Source organism: uncultured Sphingomonas sp. (assembly GCF_946477935.1).
Classification (GTDB): Bacteria; Pseudomonadota; Alphaproteobacteria; order Sphingomonadales; family Sphingomonadaceae; genus Sphingomonas.
Window position 1 is genome coordinate 1 of sequence record NZ_CAMLAC010000044.1, and the last position, 20921, is coordinate 20921.

A 20921-nucleotide genomic window follows, 5' to 3' on the forward strand; every position below is an offset into this window, starting at 1 on the left:
CCGCCAGATAATGCTCGCCCCCCGGCCCATCGGAAAAAGTGAGATCATAGGCCGGCGCCAGATGCCATTCGCCGGCTTCGTCCATCAAATAGGCATGCTGGCGACTATGGTCGTCGCGGTTACCTGCCAGCACGTTGAACACCATCCGCCGGAATGCCTCGACCACGGCGCCCTCATCCCGGGTGATCGCCCGCGTCGCACGCAGGAACATGTCGTACTCGATCGCCCCGGCGACCTGCGGTGGAGCCTCGATCGCTCCGGCTAGCGATACCATATGCACGCGCCGCCCGCCGCCCGGACGGTCAAACCGCCGCGTTGCGAACCATGGCGGCCCCTGCCTGGCCGGGATCAGCCGCGTTTCGCCGATGGTCAGTCCCGCCATCCGTGCCATCGCCGCATAGGCCTGTTCCACCGGGCCAATATCGACCGGGTCGGCGCTTGCACGAAACTTCACGATCCACGCCGCATGACCCGGCGGCAATTCACCATCGCCGACGCTGATCCCGCCGTCTTCGCCGAAACCGACATGGACCTTGGGGCGTGCACCTCCCGAGGCGCCGCCCAGATCGGCAAGCAGGTCGCCGAGCGCACCCCCCTCACCGCTCAGGATCGCTCGTGCTTCTGCCGCCAATGCATCAAGATCGATCTCTCCCGCCTCGGCCGTCGGGGTGGTGGCCGGCGCGAACGTCAAGGCACCGCGACCATGATCACCGACCAGCGCGAGCCGGTCGAGCGCGGACAGCCGCCCCATGTCCACCCCCAGCGCTGCAAGCCTCCGCCGCATGAGCAGCGCACCCCACCCCTCAGGCAGACTATCGGCGAGGAAGCCGTGCAGTCCGTCGAAGTTACGTCCGCGCGCCGCCTGCAATCCAGGCTCGGGCGGATAGTGAAGTGGTGACAGCCGCCGTCCATCGGCGATCGCTTGGGCGGTCCATTCGAGCTGCGCAAGGCCACCGACCATCGCCACCCGCGCCGCGGGGCTCTCCCCGTGCAGCCCGACGTGGAGCGGCTGTCCAGGATCAAGCTTCACCTGCGGCCAGCCCGCTGATCGCGCAGCAACGCATCCATGCTGGTAGCGGCCGGCGGCGGGAACAGCGCGGCCAACGCATCTTCACAGCGTAGTGCCAGCGCAGCGCGAACGAGATCGTCGATCGACGCCTTGCCCTCCGCTTCCATCCGCCGCCAAGTGCGATAGGACACGCCTGCACGGCTCGCACTGTCTGCCTGGGTCCAGCCCATCGCCTTGCGCCGAGCACGGATGCGGTGGCCCATGGCGATGGCCAGTTCAACGGGCGTGTACAACATCGTCCCCATATGGCCGATATTCATGATAATGGCAACGAATTGGCCGTATAAGGCCAATTATCAGCTTGGGTGCAATGTCTGCTTTCGAGGCTCGGAAAGCGGCTCGCCGATGCGGCGCCCCGCGGCCGACTGAACGACAGACACAACCATACCTTTACGGCGCGTAGCAGGGATGCTGACAGTTCCAATCCGGCTCGATCGATGTTTCCGGAACCACAGCATCCCCACGGGGATATCTGTTCGTTACAGGGCCAGATCTGGATGCCGGTCCACTCGCACCCGCGTGGCTGCCGGCCTTGGACGCGTCGCTACATGCACCGCAGGCGGCGGCGTGGCGAGGCGCAACGTTTCATTGGTCGTGGCCCATTCCTGCGCCAGGAGGTCGGGATGGTCGTTGAGGGGGAGGCCGTAGGAGGGGATGATGCGGCGGAGGGCGTCCTGCCAGGCGGGGGAGGCGAGGCGCCGGGGGAAGACGCGCTGTAGCAGGCCCAGCATGATCGACGGGGCGGTGGAGGCGCCGGGGGAGGCGCCGAGCAAGGCGGCGATCGACCCGTCGCTGGACGCGACGACCTCCGTGCCCAGTTTCAGCACGCCGCCCTTCTGAGGATCGCGCTTGATGATCTGCACGCGCTGTCCTGCCTGCCACAGCCGCCAATCCTCCGCCCGCGCGCCTGGCAGATACTCGCGCAGCGCCTTCAGCCGGTCCTCGTCCGACATCATCAACTGCCCGGCAAGATATTCGATCAGGTCGAAATTATCCCAGCCGACCGCGACCATCGGACGGAAATTGTCCAAGGTGACGGAGGCCGGCAGATCGAGATACGAGCCATGCTTCAGGAACCTGGTGGAGAAGGTCGCGAACGGGCCGAACAGCAGTGCGCGACGCTTGTCGAAATAGCGCGTATCCAGATGCGGCACGGACATCGGCGGCGATCCCACCGCCGCCTTGCCATAGACCTTGGCGAGATGGCGGGTCGCGAGTTCAGGCTTTTCGCTCACCAGGAACGAACCGCCCACGGGGAAGCCGGCATAATTGTCCGCCTCTGGAATGCCCGACTCCTGCAGGATCGACAGCGCGCCGCCACCCGCCCCGGCGAAGACGAAGCGGGCGTTGATCACGCGCGTATCGCCGCCATGCGTCGCCCGTGCCGTCACCCGCCACGTCTTGTCGGCATTGCGCTCCAGCTTGCGCACCTCGTAACCGGTGGTCAGCGTGACCCCCGGTTGCGTGCGGAGCGACGCGATATACTGCCGGGTCACTTCACCCCAGTCGCAGTCGGTGCCCAGCGGCGAGCGCGTCGCGGCGAGCGGCTGGCCACCCCCGCGCCCCTCCATCATCAGCGGCACCCAGGCGGCGATCTGACGCGGATCGGTGGTGAATTCCATGCCCGAAAAAAGCGGGCTGGCACCAAGGGCCTCGTAGCGTTTGCGCAGATAGGCGACATTGTCGCGCCCCCAGACGAGGTTCATGTGCGGCGTCGAGTTGATGAACGCGCGCGGGTCGCGCAGCACGCCCATACGCACCTGATGGCTGAGGAACTGGCGCGTCACCTGCCATTGTTCGTTGATCTCGATCGCCTTGGCGATCTCGACGCGTCCGTCCGCGACGTTGACCGGCGTGTAGTTCAGCTCACACAGCGCGGAGTGGCCGGTGCCGGCATTGTTCCAGCCATCCGAGCTCTCGCCAGCGACCTGCCCGAGACGCTCGACCAGTTCGATCGTCCAGTCGGGCTCGAGCTGGCGCAACAGCACGCCCAGCGTCGCGCTCATGATACCGCCGCCGATCAGCAGCACATCGACGCGGTGCTCGCTCGTCTCCTGCGCGCGGGCCATGGCAGGCAGCAGCGAGGTACCGCCCGCCGCCACCGCGGAGCCGATCAGGCCTCGCCGCGACACGCCGCCAGCGCTGCTGTACCGGGATGGGGTATTGCGTCCGTTTGACATCGTTCGGTTCCCTGGAGCCTGGATGGCGCGGCTGGCCCCGGGTGCGCGGTGTCACCCCGATACAAGCGGCCCGGCGCGCTGGATGATTAGCTGCCGCCCATGTGGTGGGAGCGCGAGCGCGGGCCGCAAAAGAAAACGCATCACCGGATTTGTGGCGGATTTCTGCGGATGTGGCGGCCAATCACGGCCTCGACGCAGGGCCTGGTGGGCCATTTTCGACATATCGCCCTGCCAATAAGTGCAAGATGTTGCCCATCTGCGCTTCTGCCCTTACCGGCGGACCGGTGACTCGACGCGTATCGTTCCGCAGCATCGCATGGCTTTTGGCAGCGCTGGCGCTCGCCCTTGTCGGTGCGGTGATCGCGGCGCGTATCGCCGAGCGGCGGATGCTGGCGACACAGCAGGCAGAGGTGGTGCAGGATGCCCGGTTGCGGGCTGCATTGCTGGACAGTGAGATCGCGCGGTTCCGGTTGCTGCCCATCGCGCTGGCGGATGACCGCGACGTCCGCGCCGCTCTGGCGGACGCACCCGGCGCCCGGCTTGCCATAAACCGGAAGCTGGAGCGATTGGCGCGCGTGGCGGGTACCCCGACGATCTACGTCATCGCGCCCGACGGCCGCTCGGTTGCCGCCAGCAACTGGCGGAGCCGTGCGCCGTTCGTCGGCATCGACTACCGGTTTCGCCCCTATTTCCGCGAAGCGGGCCTGCGCGGTGAGGGCGGGCAATTCGCACTGGGTTCGGTCAGCGGTCGACCCGGCCTGTATCTAAGCCGGCGCATCAGTGGCGGTGGCGTGATCGTCATCAAGCTGGAGTTCGACCGGATCGAGCGCGCCTGGGCACGCGACCGGGGCATTACCTTCGTTCATGACACGCGCGGGATCGTGCTGGTCACCAGTCGCGCCGACTGGCGGTTCGCGGCCGTCCGCCGCCTCACGCCTGCTGCAGCCGCGCAGGCCAGCCGCGACATCGGCGCGCGGGGCGCCGGCCGCCGCACCCTGCCCCTTTTGGCCATGGGCCAAGGCATCGTGCATCTGACCGGCACCAGTCAGCGGTTCGTAACCCATAGCCTGCAGGTTCACCGCGCCGGATGGACGCTGACCCAGATGCGGCGGATCGACCGCGTGATCGCCTCGGCGCGGCTCGCCGCCTCGCTGGCGACCGGCGCGGTCATTCTGGCACTGGCCGCAGTTGGCGGCGCGCTGGCCCAGCGCATCGGATCGGCACGCCGGCGCCAGGCCGATCTGGAGCATGCGGTCGCGGAGCGGACCGCGGACCTGCGCCGTGAAGCGGAGGAGCGCATGCAGGCCGAGGCGCGGGCCACCGAGCTTCGCGAAACGCTGCAACAGGCGAACCGCCTTGCCTCGCTTGGTCAGATCACCGCCAGCGTCGCGCACGAAACCGCACAGCCGATCACCGCGATCCGCACCTATGCGCAGACCAGCGGACTGCTGCTGGATCGCGGGCGAACGGAGGATGTGCGGGCCAACCTGGCGTCGATTGCCCGTCTTGCCGATCGGATCGGCGTGATGACGCAGCATCTGCGCGGCTTCTCGCGCAAGCAGACGGGAAGCCTGCACCCCGTGTCGCTGGAGACGGTCATCGACGGCGCGATGTTGATCCTGCAACCACAGATTCGCGGTGTTGCGATCGATCGTCCATCAGGCGTCGCCGCCATGGTGATCGGCGACAAGGTTCGCCTGGAGCAAGTTTTGGTCAACCTGGTCCAGAACGCGCTGCAGGCGACCACCGGCGAGCCGGACGCGCGCATCGTCCTGTCCATAGCGCAGGACGATGCGCATGTACGCCTGTCGGTGCATGATAACGGACCCGGCATTGCACCGGAGGTGCTGGAACGGCTGTTCACGCCGTTCAACACCAACCGAGAAACGGGATTGGGATTGGGTTTGATCATTGCAAGGGACATCATGACCGACCTTGGCGGCTGGCTGCATCATCACCCCTCTGCCATCGGTGCGTGTTTCGAGATGGGAATGCGGCGCGCATGACACAGGCCGAGGCGACACCGCTGGTCGCCCTGATCGATGACGAGCCCGACCTGCGCGCCGCGGCCGAGCAGTTGCTGACCCTCAGCGGGTTCGAGGTGCGATCTTACGCAGACGCCGCCAGCGCCCTGCCCGAACTGACCGCAGGGTTTGCCGGCGTCGTCGTCACCGATGTGCGCATGCCGGGCATGTCAGGCCTCGATCTCTTTGCGACGTTGCGCGCGCGCGATCCCGAGTTGCCGGTATTGCTGCTGACCGGGCACGGCGACATTGCGATGGCGGTGGACGCGATCAAGAACGGCGCCTGGGAATTCCTGTCCAAGCCCTTCGATCCCGACGCGCTGGTCGCCGCGGTTACCCGCGCCTCGACGGCGCGGGCGCTGACGCTGGAAAACCGCCGCCTGCGTGCCATCGCCGACGAGCCGCAGGGCGCCGCACTGATCGGTGACAGCCTGGCGATCCGGCGGCTGCGCGACATGATCCCGCTGCTGGCCAACGCGCCGCTGGACCTGGTGATCGAGGGCGAGGTCGGCACCGGTCGCGAGCACCTGGCCCGGCTGATCCACCGTGCGGGCAAACGCTCCCGCCATCGTTTTCTGGTGATCGATTGCGCGACGGTGCCCACCGCACTCGTGGAGCGCGATCTGTTCGCCCGCAACGGGGCGATCGATCGCGCGCATCGCGGCACGCTGTTTCTGGACCATCTGGAGGCGGCAGGCCCGGAATTGCAGAACAGGCTGATCCGCTTCGCCGAGGCGCGCGCCCTGCCGATCGACGGACCGGAGCCGCACGGCGTGGACGTGCGGATCATCGCCGCGCTGGAGGAGGGCCAGCGTGACCGGATCCTGCCCGGCCTGTTCCATCTGCTCGCGGGCGTGCCGCTGCGCCTGCCGCCGCTTGCCGAACGCAAGGAAGACATTCCCATGCTGTTCGCGCACTTCGCCGCGCTCGCCGCCGACCGCCATGGGTGTGCGCTGCCCCCGCTCGCCGATCACGCGCATCGGCTCTCGACGCGACCCTGGCCGGGCAACGTACTGGAACTGGAAAAGGCAGCCGAGCGCATCTGCCTGGGGCTGGACGAAGGAACGTCGATCGCGGACGAGCCGGCATCGCTGACCGAACGGCTCGACGCGTTCGAACGCGCCACGATCACGGACGCGGTGTTAACCGCCGAGGGCGAGGTGGCAGCGGCGATCAAGGCGCTGCAATTGCCGCGCAAGACCTTTTATTACCGCGTGAAACGCCTCGGCATCGACCTTGCCGAAATCCGCCGTCAGGGGCGCGGCAAGGCATAAGGAGGCGCACGGCCCCTGCCCCACGACCCTGCCGGCTCATCCATGGCCATTTCTGCCGCCTCGTCCTAAACCGGCGCCATGCACAGGCTTTTCAGGCGCTTGCGCCATCCGCTGATCGTCGGGATGATGCTGGCTTCGGCCGCTTCGGCGCCCGACCAGCAAGCGACGCGCTGGCAGGCACGGTCTGCCCGGGTGACGATCACGCGCGACGACTGGGGGATCCCGCACGTCCATGGCCGGAGCGACGCCGACGCGGTGTTCGGCATGTCCTACGCACAGGCGGAGGATGATTTTTCGCGCATCGAGGCGAATTACCTGACCGCACTCGGAAGGACGGCCGAGGCCGATGGCGAGGACGCGGTGTGGGCGGACCTGCGCCAGCGGCTGTTCGTCGATCCGGCCGAACTGCGCGCGCACTATGCCGCCAGCCCCCTATGGCTGCGCGATCTGATGGACGCATGGGCGGACGGCCTCAATTTCTATCTCGCCACGCATCCCGGCACCCGACCGAAGGTGCTGACCCGCTTCGAGCCGTGGATGGCGCTGAGCTTCACCGAAGGGAGCATCGGGGGCGATATCGAGCGGATTTCGCTTGCCGATCTGAAGACCTTTTATGGCCACCCAACGCCGCCCAGTCCCGAGGAGCGCGGGACGATCCCGCGTGAACCCTCGGGATCGAACGGCATCGCCATCGCGCCCAGGCTGACACGTGACGGCCATGCGCTCCTGCTGATCAACCCGCACACCAGCTTCTACTTCCGCTCCGAGGCGCAGGTGACAAGCGATGAGGGGTTGAACGCCTATGGCGCCAGTACCTGGGGGCAGTTCTTCGTCTATCAGGGCTTCAACGCGCACGCCGGATGGATGCATACCTCCTCCACCGTGGACAATGTCGACCAGTTCGCCGAGGCGGTGGCCCGGCGGGGGGATGGCTGGACATATCGCTACGGTCGCGAGGCGCGTCCGGTTACGGCGCGCACCGTGACGATCCGGGTTCGCCAGCCCTGCGGAGGCATGGCCGAGCGACGCTTCACGACATGGCGGACGCATCACGGCCCCATCGTCGCGGCGAAGGGCGGACGGTGGATCGCGACGGCGCTGATGTGGCGGCCTGTTCCGGCGCTGGAGCAGAGCTGGTTGCGGACCAAGGCGACCAATCTCGCCGACTATATGACGGTTGCCGAGCGCAAGGCGAATTCGTCCAATGATACGCTGTTCGCGGACGACAGGGGCGAGATCGCGTTCCTGATGCCGCAGTTCATGCCGGTGCGCGACGATCGCTTCGATTATACCCGGCCCGTCGACGGCAGCGATCCCGCGACCGACTGGCGCGGGCTTCATGCGCTGTCCACCCTGCCCAGCGTCGCCAATCCGCGTGTCGGATGGGTGTACAATACCAATGACTGGCCGTGGCGCGCAGCGGGGCCGGACAGTCCCAGGGCGTCCGACCATCCGCGCTACATGGATCAGGTCGGCGGCAATGCGCGCGGTGAGCATGCCGAACTGCTGCTGGCGGGCCAGCGCGGCTGGACATCCGAGCGGCTTCGTGCCGCCGCTTATGATCCCTATCTGCCCGCCTTCGCACGGCTGCTGCCCGGGCTTGTCGCTGCATGGCAGGCATTGCCGCCCACCGATCCACGCCGCGCCGCACTGGCCGAACCGGTCGCGACGCTTTCGCGCTGGGACCATCGCTGGGGGTATGATTCGATCGCGACCAGTCTTGCGGTCTTCTGGGGCGATCATCTCTGGCGAGAGGTCGGTGGCGCGGCACAGGCCGCGCGGATCAGCGTGCCGGATTATATCGCCACCCACGTCGATGCCGCCGCCAGGCTCGCCGCGCTGGAGGCTGCCATAGCCCGGCTTTCGCGCGATTTCGGCACCTGGCGGACGCCGTGGCGCATGATCAATCGCTTCCAGCGGCTCGATAATGCGATCACGCTGCATTTCGACGATGCGCGGCCATCTGTCGCCGTGCCCTTCACCTCGGCGCAATGGGGCAGCCTCGCCTCGTTTGGCGCAAAGACCTGGCCGGGAACCAGACGCTATTACGGCACCAGCGGGAACAGCTTCGTCGCGGTGGTCGAATTCGGCCCGCGCGTGAAGGCCAGCGCCGTGATGGCGGGCGGCCAGAGCGGCGACCCGGCCTCGCCGCACTTCGCCGACCAGATCAGCCGCTATGTCGAAGGTCGGCTGCGCCCCGTCTATTTCCATGCCGATGAACTTGCCGGGCATGTCCGGCATGTCTATCGGCCCGGCCAGATGTGGCAGGCTTCGATGTCGCCGACACCGTAGACCGTGCGTTCACTCAGCGCAGCTGTTCGTTGTAGAAGACTGCAGGCAGCGATCTCATCGAGATGCTGTATTGAACCGGTGGGTCTTGCTGTACAACAAGCGTTCACGACGACCATCGTGGACCATCAGGGGTCGAATAGACTGATCTGATGACCGGCATGAAGAATGGAAGCGGCGTCGTGGAGCGTTTTAAACTGGAGCATGACATGAGCCGCCGCTTCCTGCGGGTGGAAATCGCAGGATTCTGGACGGCTGACGATCTCCTGGCATTCCAGAGGGAGGCCGCCTCGACACTGCAGCGGGCGATCGCGGCGGGCGCAACGCCGGGCGAAGGACGCATCCTCGTCGTTGCGACCCATTTTTCCATTCAGGACAAAAATCTGACGGACGAGATCAGCCGCATCATCCCCCTGTATGGGAAACTGGCCAAGCGTATCGCGATCGTCGGTTCGCCGTCGGCACTGCAACGTTTGCAGATGAAAAGGATGACCGGAGGCAACGCCTCGACATTCGACTGCGAAGATGCGGCGCAAGCCTGGCTTTTCGAAGCATAGGGCTGCGCCGATCACCGCGAAACACCCATCCAGTCTGTGAACGGATGCGGGCGCCGCTCCACCAGAGCCGGCAAATGGACGATCGACGCCGCCTCCGTCGTTCCCGGCCACCTGGCAAGGCAAGCGCGTGACGCTGTTCCTCGAACGTCCGCGCTGGGAGACGCGGGTGTGCGTGGACGGCACCGACAAGGGCTTCACGCTCAACGGCCCGCCAACGATGTTCCGCGGCGCCCTCGATTGCAGCCTCTATCCGCTGACCGGCGATCCGCCGACCGACCTCGACAGGTGGCGCCGCGTCATACGCAGAATTTCGACATCTTCGCCGACCGCATGCGGGAGAACGGGCTGCGGGACCTCGCGCCCGAGTTCCTCTACACCTCCGGCCGCCTCCCGCTGATGTGCTACAAGGAGGATATCGATTGCGCGTTGCGCACGCCGCATATGGGCGGTTCCAGTTGCTCGGGCTTCAGGACTTTCCCGGCCGGGGTACCGAGCTGGTCGGCGTGGTCGCTCCCCTCTGGGACGACAAGGGCTACGTCACCGGTCCTGAATATCGGCGATTCTGCGATGCCGTCGTGCCGCTCGCGCGGATGCCGCAACGGGTGGTCCATTCGGGCGAGACATTCGCATTCACCATTGATGTCGCCAATTTCTCCGACCGGCCGATCGCGGAGGCCGGAATCGCTTGGTGGATCGTCGATGCAAAGGGGAAGAAGCTGGCAGACGGCAGCTTCCCGGCAAGGATCATCGTGCTCGGCAATACGCCGATGGCGCTTGAAGCAGCGGCGGCGTTGCGCGCGGACACGGCGACCGCGGCGAAGTTGACGGTGGCAGTCAGCCGCGACGATGACCCCATCTCGGGAGAACTTTGGCGAAGATCTGCTCGATGGGGTTCAGGTCCGGCGAGGAGGGTGGCAGGACGCGTAGCCTTGCGCCAACCTGGCGGATCGCATGAGGGCCATGTTGGTGCTGGTCCCGGGTCGCATTCACAAGGACGTCAAGTCTGCTTTGGCACGTCTTCGGTGCGCGCGTCGCGGGGTGATCGCCGGCCGGTTCTGCTCGGTGGCGGGCAGCATTTTTTTGGAAGCTGTGCCCGGCACGGTGCAGCACCTCCACCATGGCGGGGCGACGATCCGTACCTGCCATAATGCACGATTATGGGAAGTGCATGTGATGGCAGTGCTTCATGCCAAGCCGATCCGCCTGTTGCTGCCGCGGGACAGCAGGCCAGTGGTTCCATGTCGGGTGATCGATTGTGTCCTGATCGCGCACAGGTGCAGCCACCCTGCTCTGACGGCATTGATCGAGACCCGATCGACATTCAGGATTTCCACAGGCGCTAAAGGCTGATCCACAGGCATCGATATCGAGGCGCGGAGCGGAGCGGAGCGGACGATGGCGATCAAGCGGTACCCATTGCGCGAGGTGCAGTGGTCGCGGATTGCATCGCTGGTTTTGGGCAGATCGGTCGATCCTGGCCGGACGGGTGCGGACAACCGCTTGTTCGTGAACGGATGTTCGTGAGTGCTGCGATCGGGCGCACACTGATGCAATCTTCCGGAACGCTACGGCAAGTGGAAGACGGTGCCCCGGCGTTTCAGCCGCTGGTGCCATGGCGGTGTCTGGGAGCGGGTGTTTGAGTCGCTGACGACCGACCGCGACAACCGGTATCTGCCGATCGATAGCACCATTGTTCGCCCCTCCGCCTGCCAGCAGTCAGCGACCGGAAAAGCGGGCGAAGTGGACCGACGATCAGTACCCACATGCTCGCCGACACGTTCGGTCGGCCCTTGCGGTTTCGCATCACGCCGGGGCGGGCCAGCGATATCGCCTCAGCGGTCGGCTCACCCACTTCACAGCTTTCATGTCGTTGTTCATGTTGGAAATGGCGGTCTGCATACCGGTTTCGAAGATATCAACCGTACTTTCCTGCGCCGCCAAGCGTTCGCAATGGCCGGTCACATCGTCGTCGCCCAACAGCGTCTCTACTTGGCCCGCGAGATCCCCTTGGCGATATTCAAATTCCCTCAAGACAACAGGCAGGTGCTGTCAGGGAACAACGCCATCTGCGGGCAAGGGCAATTTCATGCCGAGCAGCACCAGCTTGCCCCCCGTCACTCCGAACCAGTGCGGAACACCTGCCGGGACGAGAATGACATCACCGGGATGCAGCGCTCGCGTCACGCCTCCCTCGATCCGTGCGCCCTCTACCAGCCCCGGTCGTGTTTCGCGCGGCTCCGCCATCGTTCCTCCCGACACCAGCGTCCCCGCCCCCTCGATCACCACGGCATACTCGGCTTCGGAGGGATGCACCGCCGGCCGCCCCGGCGCTTTCCAATATTCGAGCGCCGCGACGGTTCGGCCGTCGCGCAGCAGCGGTCGATAGTGGAACCCCTGCCCTTCGCGCATCTCGGCCGCCATCTCCGCCACAGCCGCGCGGATTTCCGCGCTGTCGGCCACCGCGGCAGGAGGATTGGCACCTTGCGCGACAGCGGCGACCAGCAGCAGGGAAAGCATGGGATCTCCAATATCCTTCGGTATCGCAGCAACATGTGCCGTTCACCGCATCGCACGACAAGACGGTCGCGGCGACGCTTGTGCGTTTGAAGGTTTTCCGCCATCACTTTGCCTGATAATATTCAAAACAGGCTTTGGCGGCTATCATGCAATCAGTGGTGAACCAGATCGGCGGTCTTGCCGATGCCGGGGAGCGGATGATCGAACGCTTGCGGCGCAAGGCATTCCTGCCCGAAAGCCGCAAGGGCCTCAACGTCCGCTTCGGGATAGCGGAGGCCGCGCATCTGCTGGGTTGCTCCACGAACCGGATCCGCATGGCGGAGGAGGATGGCCGCCTGCCCCCTGCCCCGGCTTCGGAAAACGGGCGACGGATCGGGTACAGCGTGCAGGAAATGCTGCACATGCGCGACGTGCTGGGCGCCTCGCCGATACGCGCTCCGCTGGACATCCCGGCGATCATCGCGGTGCAGAACTTCAAGGGCGGCGTCGGAAAATCGACGGTCACCACGCACCTCGCGCATTATTTCGCCGTGCAGGGCTACCGCGTCCTTGTGGTCGATTGCGATAGCCAGGCAACGACGACGACCTTGTTCGGCTTCAACCCGCACTTCAACATCAAGCGGGAGGAAACGCTCTACCCCTATCTGTCGATCGATCCGACGCAGACCGACCTGGCCTATGCGATCAGGCCGACACCCTGGCCCAATGTCGATCTCATCCCGTCCAATCTCGAGTTGTTCGATGTCGAATATGAACTCGCGGCAGCGGGCAGCGACGGTGGCTCGGTATTGGCGGCCCGCTTCCGCAAGCTGAAGCGCGGTCTCTCGGAGCTGGCGCGCAATTATGACGTGGTATTGCTCGATCCGCCCCCCGCCCTCGGCACCATCAGCCTGGCGGTGATGCAGGCGGCCAATGCCTTGCTCGTGCCCCTGGCGGCGACCACGCCCGATTTCTGTTCGACGGTCCAGTTCCTGTCGATGATGGATCAGGTACTCCACCAGCTCACCGATGCCGGGATCGAGGTTGATTACCAGTTCGTTCGCCTGATCTGCTCCAAATACGACGCGAACGATCCCAGTCATGCAATGGTCCGGGCCATCATGGAACAGAGCTTCGGCCCTGCCCTGCTCCCTGTTCCGATCCTGGAGTCTGCCGAGATCAGCCATGCCGCCATGCGCATGATGACGGTGTATGAACTCGACAAGCCGATCGGTACGCCCAAGACGCACAAGCGTTGCCGCGCCAATCTCGATGAGGCGATGCGTCAGGTCGAGCAACTCGTTCGACAAAGCTGGGGCCGGGTAGAGGCGGCCAGCGAGGAAGCCATCGTCCATGCCGCAGCCTGACTGTTTTCCGACTTTTATGTTCATGATTTGTTCTATCCAGAAGGTGGCCCATGGCGCGTAAGCAGTCCGATTATCTGGCGGCGTTGCTGGCCGAGGATGAAGCCACGGCCAACCACGATCCGTCCCCCGCCCCTCCCGAACGACCAATCGAGCGGGCGCGCGGTACGACGCTGCTTGGTCGTGAGTCCGCTCTGGCACGCGTGGCCAGTGGCGAAGTGCGCCAGGTTACCCAGCTCTTGCTCGATCCCGCACGGGTCCGCATCTGGCCGGGCAATGCACGCAGCTATGCCCATTTGTCCGAAGAAAACTGCCGCGAACTGATCGACTCGCTGATCGCTGAGGGTGGCCAGAAGGTGCCCGCGGTCGTGCGCCGGATCGAGGGTGACCCCGCCCATGATTATGAGGTGATCGCCGGCACAAGGCGTCACTGGTCGGTACGATGGCTGCGCGCGAACAGCTATCCCGATATGCAATTCGTCGCCCAGGTTGCCAATCTGGACGATGAGGCCGCGTTCCGTTTGGCGGACATCGAAAATCGGGCGCGAAAAGACGTGTCCGATCTGGAGCGCGCCCGGAATTATGCGGAAGCGTTGCGCACCCATTACGGCAATCACCAGACCCGCATGGCGGAACGGCTGAAGCTGTCGAAAGGATGGCTTTCCAAGATGTTGAAGGTGGCGTCGATCCCTGACGCCGTGATCGCCGCCTTTGCCTCGCCAGCCGATATCCAGTTGAAGCCGGCTTATGCGCTGGCGCAACTCCTCGATACGCACCGGGCGCAGGTAACGGGGGTGGCGAAGCTGCTGGTGGATGAACAGGCCGATCGCCATGCCCGGGGTCTGCTTCCCTATGCAGCCGCAGAGGTCATGCGCCGCCTGATGGAAGCGCCGTCACATGGCATCGTGACCGAGCAAATCGAGCGCTATCGCTACACGAATAGTTATGGCCGGACGATCCTGTCGCTCCAGTCCGAGAACCGGCAGGGGGTCACGATCCGTCTGCACGCTGGCACGGGGGCTGATGCCCAGACGGTCGTGGACGCGGTGCGCCACCTGCTTGACCATCTCGAACGCAATGGGCGAGGGATACATCAATGATGTTTCCCCGGGGAAACACGCGATGACGCGGGGGCAACGCAAGGAGGGATCGTCGGCGCAGTTCGACATGTTCCTCCCCTATCTGGCTGATATGCCGCTGCGCGATCAGCGCGAGATGATGGAGCGTCCCTTCTTCAGCCTCGCCAAATCGAAGCGCGTAAAGCCGATCGACTACCGCTCGCCCGATGGGAAATTGTGGGTCCATGTCTCGGCCAATCCCGATTATGGCATGGCGACGATCTGGGATGCCGACATCCTGATCTACTGCGCCAGCATGCTCGCCGACATGGCACGTCGGGGCATCAACGATGTGCCTCGCAAGCTGCATCTGATGCCCTATGACTTGTTACGAGCGATCGGCCGGCAGCCGACCGGGCGCGCATACGAGCTTCTCGGGCAGGCGCTGGACAGGCTGGTCGCCACCACCGTGAAGACCAACATCCGAGCCGAAAACCGCCGCGAGGCTACATTTAGCTGGCTCGATGGCTGGACGCAGTTGGTTGATGAAAAGACGGAACGATCGCGCGGAATGACGATCGAGTTGTCCAACTGGTTCTGGGAAGGTGTGATGATGACAGGCGGCGTCCTGTCGATCGATCGTGCCTATTTCGACATTTTGGGCGGGCGCGAGCGCTGGTTGTACAAGGTTGCGCGAAAACATGCCGGCGGCGCGGGCGAGGCGGGCTTTGCCATCTCCATGCCCACCCTGTTCGAAAAGTCAGGTGCGGAAGGACAGTATCGCCGCTTCAAGTTCGAGATCACGCGCATTGCGGATCGCAACGAGTTGCCTGGCTATACGCTGACGATCGAACAGATCGAGGGAAAGCGTGAACCGAATCTCCGCATGCGTCGGCGCGATGCCGGCGAGACTCGTTCCATCGCCAAAGCGTCCTCACCATCCCCCTCCCCCGCTCGGACGAAAGAAGCGGCGCCCGAACTGTCCGAGCCGGCCGTCGACGCCACGACCCTGATCCGCCGCAGCGTCAAGAGCTTGTCCAATCGTAATAACTTCGGCGAGATCACGGAGGCTACGCTGGCCACGCTGCGTGCCGAATGCCCCGGTTGGGATTACCAGACACTCCACACTGAGTTCCGCGCATGGGTCGATGCGGATCCTGCCCGAACCCCGGTCAGCTATCAGAACGCCTTTGTCGGTTATGTCCGCCGTTTCGACGCGAAAAACCGGCATCTGGTAGGTCGCTGACTTCGGACGCGGCTGGTGCTACGCCAGCTGCGCTTGGTGCCCGGCACCAGCGACCTCTGGGCCATCTATCCCGGTCGATGATGCATCCCGGCGGAGACGAGCTTCGTCAAGACGTCGTGCACCCCTATCGTCAATTCTGACCGGCGGATCGCTGGCGCTTGCATCCTCCGCTACTAAGTACGGGGCGGCACCTGACACTTTGTCTAGTCGGCCAGTTTGCGCGCACGACATTCCGCGCCTCCTTACCCCAGGGTCCAGCGCAAGCGAACGATGCACGCTATCTCACATGATGATGAGAGCAAGCTGCTTTAAGTCTGATCCATCCCGCTCAGTTCGTGCTCCCGACTTCGTTCAAGCCGAACGGATGTGATCATGCAGGTCTAACGCACATGATCTAAAGCTTGATAAACGGCATTCTCGACACCAGCGCATCGTATCTGACGTGATACTGGCATACAAAGGCGGGTCATCGCCCAATGAAGCAGACGTGCAGCTATCCCCGTTCCACAGCGCCTTTGTCACCGTACAGAACGGCGCACCATGTGATCCATCATCCGGGTACGCGCCGATATCACGCCGTCTACCGGCCGCACCGCTCGCTCCTGTTGCCGCGCAGACGGCCGATTTAAAGCGGTGCATCAGGTTGTGGATCGGTATGCAGGGCGGCGGCTAGGATCTTGGTACGCGCTCCTTCCGGCAAAAGCGTTCCCGATGTATCGGCTTCTGTATCGCCGCGTGTGAGCATCGGAACACAGCATTGGAAATTTGAACGTCGGATCCCTGGAACATCCACAAACTGATTCAATCTTCTCTGCAAATCGAGGGTCTGATTTGACCTTTCGACACATCGGGAACGTCCATCGACATTCCGGGAACGGCTTAGCGATACATCCGGAACGGGCAGACGAACTTTCAGGAACGATTAAACGAAATATCAGGAACAGCGTACCCGGCGCGAATCGCGGAGTAAGGCGGGCTTGCACCCCAAATGCCCACGCTTAACCCCTTAACCTAGAATCAAACCGTCTAAACGAACGAGATATATTTGATTCATGATGAGAAAAGCAGGGGCCTTGCCACCTTCCGGATGCTCCACGGCACTTTGGAAAAGGATAGATGCTTCACCATGATAAGCGCAGGACGCGCAGATCGCCTCGGTCCGTACAAAGACATATTACACGAACTGAAGGTGATGTTATAACGTTCATTCTCCATGATGCTCTGTTAGGTTTATATGGTACGGGTGTGGCGCCGCTACATAACCGTCAATCGACACAATCAATGTTCGGCCATTTCAACAGCGCGAACGCAGATATTATAACGCAGCACATCCCCTGAATAGTCAAAACCAAATCGGTTGTTTAACGACTTCCCGTGCATTTGCTGGTCTGATGCGACAAGACGGCCTTTGATTGGGAGCATTCTTGTTACATCTTCAGAACATCATCCTGGAGATGATCGCCACCGGCGAACCTCTCGACACGACCATGGCGCGATTGTGTCTGGAGGTCGAGAAGATGACCCCCGGGGCGGTATGCTCCGTTTTGCTCGTCGATGGGGAAGGGCGGATCCATCCACTCGCCGGTCCCAGTTTGCCTGCCACCTATTCCGCTGCGTTGGACGGTATCGCGATCGGGGCCGATGTCGGTTCATGTGGCACCGCCGCCTATACCCGCCAGCCCGTGGTGGTGACCGACATCGCCGACGACCATCGCTGGATACGCTACCGACACATGGTGCTGCCGCTCGGCTATCGCGCATGCTGGTCCTCCCCGATCCTGGACACGCACGGACAGGCAATCGGAACGTTCGCCTTTTACTATCGCGAGCGACGCGGTCCCACCGCGCTGGAGGAGGCCATCGTCCGTCATTGCCTCCACCTCGGCACCATCGCGATCGAGCGTCACCAACGGGTCGAAGACCGCGAACGGCGCGCCTCCACCGACGCGTTGACCGGCCTCGGTAATCGCGCGGCCTTCAATGCGGCGCTTGGCGCCCTTGATTGTACCATACCGGGCGCCTGGGCGCTGTTGTTGGTCGATCTGGATAACCTGAAGGTCGTGAACGATACGCTGGGCCACGGCGCGGGCGATTGCCTGCTGACCTGTGCCGCCAAGCGCGTTGCCGATGCGGTACGGGGGGAGCGTGTGTTCCGCGTCGGGGGCGATGAATTTGCCGTGCTGCTCAGCACCCCGGTCATGCTGCGCGATCTGGAGGAAAGCGCGCGGCATATTCTGGCCGCGCTGGCTCATCCTGCCGATTGCGGTGGGCAGATCGTGGTGCCGCGCGCGACGATCGGGGCGGCCGTGGTCGCTCATGGCGATCGCACCACCCAGCGCGTTCGCCAGAACGCCGATTTCGCGCTGTATCATGCCAAGGAGACAGGGCGGGGGGGCTTCGTCCGATACTGGCCCGGCCTCGGCAGCCGCATGACCAGCCGGTTGGATGCGATCCGCGATGTCGACGCCGCCCTGCGCGACGATCGGATAGAGGCCTTCTACCAGCCCATCGTTCGCCTCGACACACGCGAGGTCGTCGGGCTGGAGGCTCTGTGCCGGATGCGCATCGGCGACAACATCGTCTCCGCCTCCGCCTTTTACGAGGCGACGATCGATGTCCACATCGCCGCGGCGCTTACCGAACGGATGATCGCACTGGTCGCAGCCGATCTTCGCGATTGGCTCGCGATGGGCATTCCGTTCCAGCATGTCGGGATCAACGTGTCATCGGCGGACATCCATGGCGGTGCCCTGAACACGATCCTGGCCACCGCTTTCGAGCGCGAAGGCGTCTCGCTTCGCCACGTCATCCTGGAGGTGACCGAATCCGTCTATATGGACAATGATGGCGGCATCGTCGCACGCGAACTGGCGCGGCTGCGCGGCCTGGGTTTGCGCATCGCGCTGGACGATTTCGGCACCGGCTATGCCTCCCTCACGCACCTGCTGTCGGTGCCGGTCGACGTCATCAAGATCGACCGTTCCTTTGTCGAGCGACTGGAAACCCACGCGCCCAGCATCGCCATCGTCGAGGCGCTGATCGACATCGCCCGCAAACTCGACATCCGGCTCGTCGCCGAAGGCATCGAAACCGAGGCACAAGCACGCGCCTTGCAGTCGATGGGTGCGGTGCTGGGGCAGGGCTATCTGTTTGCTCGCCCTGCCAGCCGCGATGCAACCACGGCCCTGCTGCAAGCCCGTGCACAGGGCGCTGTGGGAAGCACTCAGGCAATGATCGTCAAATTATCCAAGTAAATTCATCTGGAATATGAAGTGTTTTTGCGTCCATATATTTGATAAAGCTGTAACATTCCCATAGATACATTGGCGTTGTACAAAATATATTCTCCTATTGAAGAATAGGAGGTGGGAGTATAGGCAATGATGCGAAGCAGCGCCTGAGGGGGCACTTGCGCTAACGCCTTTACGTTGCTGGGGGGGGACTTTGCATATCACGATCACCTGCGTTTGCGGGGCGGCTTCCAGGCGCCGGCGCGCCGACAGGTCTAGCCGCTTGACGGCGCTGCTCGGCGCGATCGCGATCCTCGCATCCACGCCGCTGGCCGCACAGGGCAGGGGAGGGGTGGAGGAGCCATCGTCATGGCCGAAGCCGGAGATTACCCTCGGGCTGTTCGATCACGGCTCGAACTTCCACCCTTTGGGTGAGCGCCTGACCTTTCCCGACCTACCTCCAGGCCAAATCTATGAAGGCGGGGAGGAGAATGGTACCGTCGACATTCAGATCGGTTATCGCAGTGCGCCGGTACACGGCCCGCTGAAACCGCGATTGACCGCCAAGCTGCAGATCAACACCGCCGGCCGCACCAGCTTCGCCAGTCTTGGAGCGGAATGGCGCCAGCATGTCCTGCGCGGACGTGTATATGGACAGTTCGGGCTGGGCGTGACCATCCATGACGGTTATCGCTTCACCCCCGACCCGTTCGCTCCCGGCCTGTCCGCACGCGAGGCACGGCGGCGCTACGACATCTATATCGAACGCACCTCCTGGGGGTCGCGCATCCTGTTCAACCCGAATGCGGCGCTGGGCGTACGGATCAACGATCGCTGGGGCGCGGAACTGGTGTGGGAGCATTTCAGCCACGGCCAGATCTTTTCCGATCAGAATCCGGGCATGGACAGCCTGGGCCTTCGGCTGGTGCGCCGGTTGGGCAAATGATCGTTCAGTAATTCCACTGCAACTGCGTGCGGATCAGATTGCCCTCCGCACGCCCGTCGCGCCGTTCGTCGGCTTCGCGTCGCTCCATCCGTGACCAGGCCAGCGTCAGCTCGATGGGCGGGATCGGCTGGAACTCGATGCCCAGTTCCCATTCATCGGTCTCCAGCCGCGGCGCATTGGTCAGGGCCTTCCAGCCGCCACGGTAATGCTGCCACCGCGCATAGGGCATGAACGGTCCCAATGGCGAATGCCGCACCCGCGCCATGCCCTGAACATAGCCGCCGTTCAGCTTGCGCGTCACGATCGAGCCCAGCGCGGGATCGAACTCCGGGCCGCGCCCCCAATTCCATTCGGCTTGCAGGCCAAAGGGCTGCGGATACAGGATCGCATGAAATCCGACGCGCTCGTCGGCATAGGAAACCGGGCTGACCCCGCTCGGCCGGATCTCCGGCTGCACGCGGTTGCGCAGCGCTGCACCGCCCACCTCCAGCACCTGCCCGCGAAATGCCGGGCCCAGCGCATCCAGCTCGAACGGCCAGGTCGCCATCGCCACGGTCATCAGGCCGTCATTGGTCTCGGTCCGGTTGGTGCCCTGACCGTTGAACGCGCCGATGCCGAACGCACCGTAATTGCCGAACAGCTTCTGCCCATCCGCGATCAGCCGGTCCCAGATGCGATCGACGGCGGGGGGCGTGTAATAGGCGACGACCCCCAGGTCGCGCTCGCTGGGTACCGCGCTGTTGATCCCGTCGCTGCGGTCCAGCGTCAGGCGGTTGGACGAGGATTGCATATTCTCCCACCCGAACGGCACCTTGGACTGGCCGAAGCGCAGCCGGAAGGTGCGCTCCCGGTCCAGAAACGCATCAACATAGGCATCGCGCAACTGGCCGAACCCTTCGCGCCGCTCGCCACCCACCTGATTGCTGACGTTGGTGGCGAAATCGGGCTGAAGATACAGCGATACCCGGTCCGACAGGTCACCCTGCAGGATCAGGCGGATGCGCCGAAAGGTGAAGTTGCTGTTGTCGCCGATCCCGGCATCATGCACCGATCGCAGCCTTGACCGCCCCGCCGGGGCGTTGCGGTCGCCGGATACGATCTCGTTCAGCCGTAATTGCGCATAGCCACGAAGCGTCAGGCGGTCATACCAGGCGCGCGGGCGCTCGGCAGGCGTGTCGGCGGGCGGGG

Annotated in this window: 18 protein-coding genes; 11 read left to right on the forward strand and 7 right to left on the reverse strand. The window is 64.1% G+C overall.

Annotated features, from left to right (window positions below):
• From Q0U08_RS06920 to mqo, 3 genes are all read right to left on the reverse strand, one after another.
• A partial coding sequence (locus Q0U08_RS06920; RefSeq protein ID WP_298090559.1) for a type II toxin-antitoxin system HipA family toxin occupies positions 1 to 1030 on the reverse strand: 1030 nt, incomplete at its 3' end.
• Positions 1027 to 1305, reverse strand: a complete 279-nt coding sequence (locus tag Q0U08_RS06925; protein ID WP_298090561.1) for a helix-turn-helix transcriptional regulator — start codon at positions 1303 to 1305, stop codon at positions 1027 to 1029. The genes Q0U08_RS06925 and Q0U08_RS06920, both read right to left, overlap by 4 nt.
• Before the next feature lie 243 nt (positions 1306 to 1548).
• Positions 1549 to 3249: a malate dehydrogenase (quinone) gene (mqo, locus tag Q0U08_RS06930; protein ID WP_298090562.1), complete on the reverse strand. Its 1701-nt coding sequence runs from the start codon at positions 3247 to 3249 to the stop codon at positions 1549 to 1551.
• 284 nt (positions 3250 to 3533) lie between these two features.
• Between mqo and Q0U08_RS06935 the strand changes: the two genes are divergently transcribed.
• From Q0U08_RS06935 to Q0U08_RS06960, 6 genes are all read left to right on the forward strand, one after another.
• Positions 3534 to 5255 carry an ATP-binding protein gene (locus Q0U08_RS06935; RefSeq protein WP_298090564.1) on the forward strand — a complete coding sequence of 574 codons (1722 nt, stop codon included), beginning with the start codon at positions 3534 to 3536 and terminating at the stop codon, positions 5253 to 5255.
• Positions 5252 to 6547, forward strand: a complete 1296-nt coding sequence (locus Q0U08_RS06940; RefSeq protein WP_298090566.1) for a sigma-54 dependent transcriptional regulator — start codon at positions 5252 to 5254, stop codon at positions 6545 to 6547. The genes Q0U08_RS06935 and Q0U08_RS06940 overlap by 4 nt, the downstream gene beginning before the upstream one ends.
• A gap of 126 nt (positions 6548 to 6673) precedes the next feature.
• Positions 6674 to 8839 carry a penicillin acylase family protein gene (locus Q0U08_RS06945; protein WP_298090581.1) on the forward strand — a complete coding sequence of 722 codons (2166 nt, stop codon included), beginning with the start codon at positions 6674 to 6676 and terminating at the stop codon, positions 8837 to 8839.
• 149 nt (positions 8840 to 8988) lie between these two features.
• Positions 8989 to 9393 carry an STAS/SEC14 domain-containing protein gene (locus Q0U08_RS06950; RefSeq protein ID WP_298090568.1) on the forward strand — a complete coding sequence of 135 codons (405 nt, stop codon included), beginning with the start codon at positions 8989 to 8991 and terminating at the stop codon, positions 9391 to 9393.
• 127 nt (positions 9394 to 9520) lie between these two features.
• A complete protein-coding gene (locus tag Q0U08_RS06955) occupies positions 9521 to 9790 on the forward strand; it encodes a hypothetical protein (protein ID WP_298090570.1) in 270 nt (89 codons plus the stop codon).
• A gap of 22 nt (positions 9791 to 9812) precedes the next feature.
• The gene (locus Q0U08_RS06960; RefSeq protein ID WP_298090583.1) at positions 9813 to 10541 is read left to right on the forward strand and encodes a hypothetical protein; all 729 of its coding nucleotides are present in this window, start codon (positions 9813 to 9815) and stop codon (positions 10539 to 10541) included.
• Between the two features lie 36 nt (positions 10542 to 10577).
• On the opposite strand, the gene Q0U08_RS06965 is transcribed toward Q0U08_RS06960, so the two are convergent.
• The 3 genes from Q0U08_RS06965 to Q0U08_RS06975 all read right to left on the reverse strand — a co-directional run bounded on the left by Q0U08_RS06965 (position 10578) and on the right by Q0U08_RS06975 (position 11910).
• Positions 10578 to 10799 (reverse strand): hypothetical protein, encoded by a 222-nt coding sequence (locus tag Q0U08_RS06965; RefSeq protein ID WP_298090571.1) that lies wholly within the window; start codon positions 10797 to 10799, stop codon positions 10578 to 10580.
• Positions 10800 to 11196: 397 nt separating this feature from the next.
• A complete protein-coding gene (locus Q0U08_RS06970) occupies positions 11197 to 11370 on the reverse strand; it encodes a hypothetical protein (protein WP_298090572.1) in 174 nt (57 codons plus the stop codon).
• Between the two features lie 72 nt (positions 11371 to 11442).
• On the reverse strand, positions 11443 to 11910 hold the full coding sequence (locus Q0U08_RS06975) for a cupin domain-containing protein (protein WP_298090573.1): 468 nt from the start codon (positions 11908 to 11910) through the stop codon (positions 11443 to 11445).
• Between the two features lie 146 nt (positions 11911 to 12056).
• Here Q0U08_RS06975 and Q0U08_RS06980 point away from each other — a divergent pair, with 146 nt between their 5' ends.
• From Q0U08_RS06980 to Q0U08_RS07000, 5 genes are all read left to right on the forward strand, one after another.
• Positions 12057 to 13256 carry an AAA family ATPase gene (locus Q0U08_RS06980; RefSeq protein WP_298090574.1) on the forward strand — a complete coding sequence of 400 codons (1200 nt, stop codon included), beginning with the start codon at positions 12057 to 12059 and terminating at the stop codon, positions 13254 to 13256.
• A gap of 50 nt (positions 13257 to 13306) precedes the next feature.
• Complete coding sequence (locus tag Q0U08_RS06985; protein WP_298090575.1) at positions 13307 to 14353, forward strand: ParB/RepB/Spo0J family partition protein; 1047 nt, start codon at positions 13307 to 13309, stop codon at positions 14351 to 14353.
• A 22-nt stretch (positions 14354 to 14375) separates the two neighbouring features.
• Positions 14376 to 15557, forward strand: coding sequence for a replication initiator protein A (locus Q0U08_RS06990; protein ID WP_298090576.1), 1182 nt, complete (start codon positions 14376 to 14378; stop codon positions 15555 to 15557).
• Positions 15558 to 16981: 1424 nt separating this feature from the next.
• A complete protein-coding gene (locus Q0U08_RS06995; RefSeq protein ID WP_298090577.1) occupies positions 16982 to 18811 on the forward strand; it encodes a bifunctional diguanylate cyclase/phosphodiesterase in 1830 nt (609 codons plus the stop codon).
• 259 nt (positions 18812 to 19070) lie between these two features.
• Positions 19071 to 19733, forward strand: coding sequence for an acyloxyacyl hydrolase (locus Q0U08_RS07000; protein WP_298090579.1), 663 nt, complete (start codon positions 19071 to 19073; stop codon positions 19731 to 19733).
• Positions 19734 to 19737: 4 nt separating this feature from the next.
• Here Q0U08_RS07000 and Q0U08_RS07005 read toward each other — a convergent pair.
• The coding region (locus Q0U08_RS07005; protein ID WP_298090580.1) for a porin at positions 19738 to 20921 on the reverse strand (1184 nt) is incomplete at its 5' end.

Excerpts from the sequence above, each read along its gene's own strand:
- Q0U08_RS06925 (WP_298090561.1), bottom strand. The coding sequence starts at position 1,305 with ATGTTGTACACGCCCGTTGAACTGGCCATCGCCATGGGCCACCGCATC.
- mqo (WP_298090562.1), bottom strand. The coding sequence starts at position 3,249 with ATGTCAAACGGACGCAATACCCCATCCCGGTACAGCAGCGCTGGCGGC.
- Q0U08_RS06940 (WP_298090566.1), top strand. The coding sequence starts at position 5,252 with ATGACACAGGCCGAGGCGACACCGCTGGTCGCCCTGATCGATGACGAG.
- Q0U08_RS06945 (WP_298090581.1), top strand. The coding sequence starts at position 6,674 with ATGCTGGCTTCGGCCGCTTCGGCGCCCGACCAGCAAGCGACGCGCTGG.
- Q0U08_RS06950 (WP_298090568.1), top strand. The coding sequence starts at position 8,989 with ATGACCGGCATGAAGAATGGAAGCGGCGTCGTGGAGCGTTTTAAACTG.
- Q0U08_RS06975 (WP_298090573.1), bottom strand. The coding sequence starts at position 11,910 with ATGCTTTCCCTGCTGCTGGTCGCCGCTGTCGCGCAAGGTGCCAATCCT.
- Q0U08_RS06980 (WP_298090574.1), top strand. The coding sequence starts at position 12,057 with ATGCAATCAGTGGTGAACCAGATCGGCGGTCTTGCCGATGCCGGGGAG.
- Q0U08_RS06985 (WP_298090575.1), top strand. The coding sequence starts at position 13,307 with ATGGCGCGTAAGCAGTCCGATTATCTGGCGGCGTTGCTGGCCGAGGAT.
- Q0U08_RS06990 (WP_298090576.1), top strand. The coding sequence starts at position 14,376 with ATGACGCGGGGGCAACGCAAGGAGGGATCGTCGGCGCAGTTCGACATG.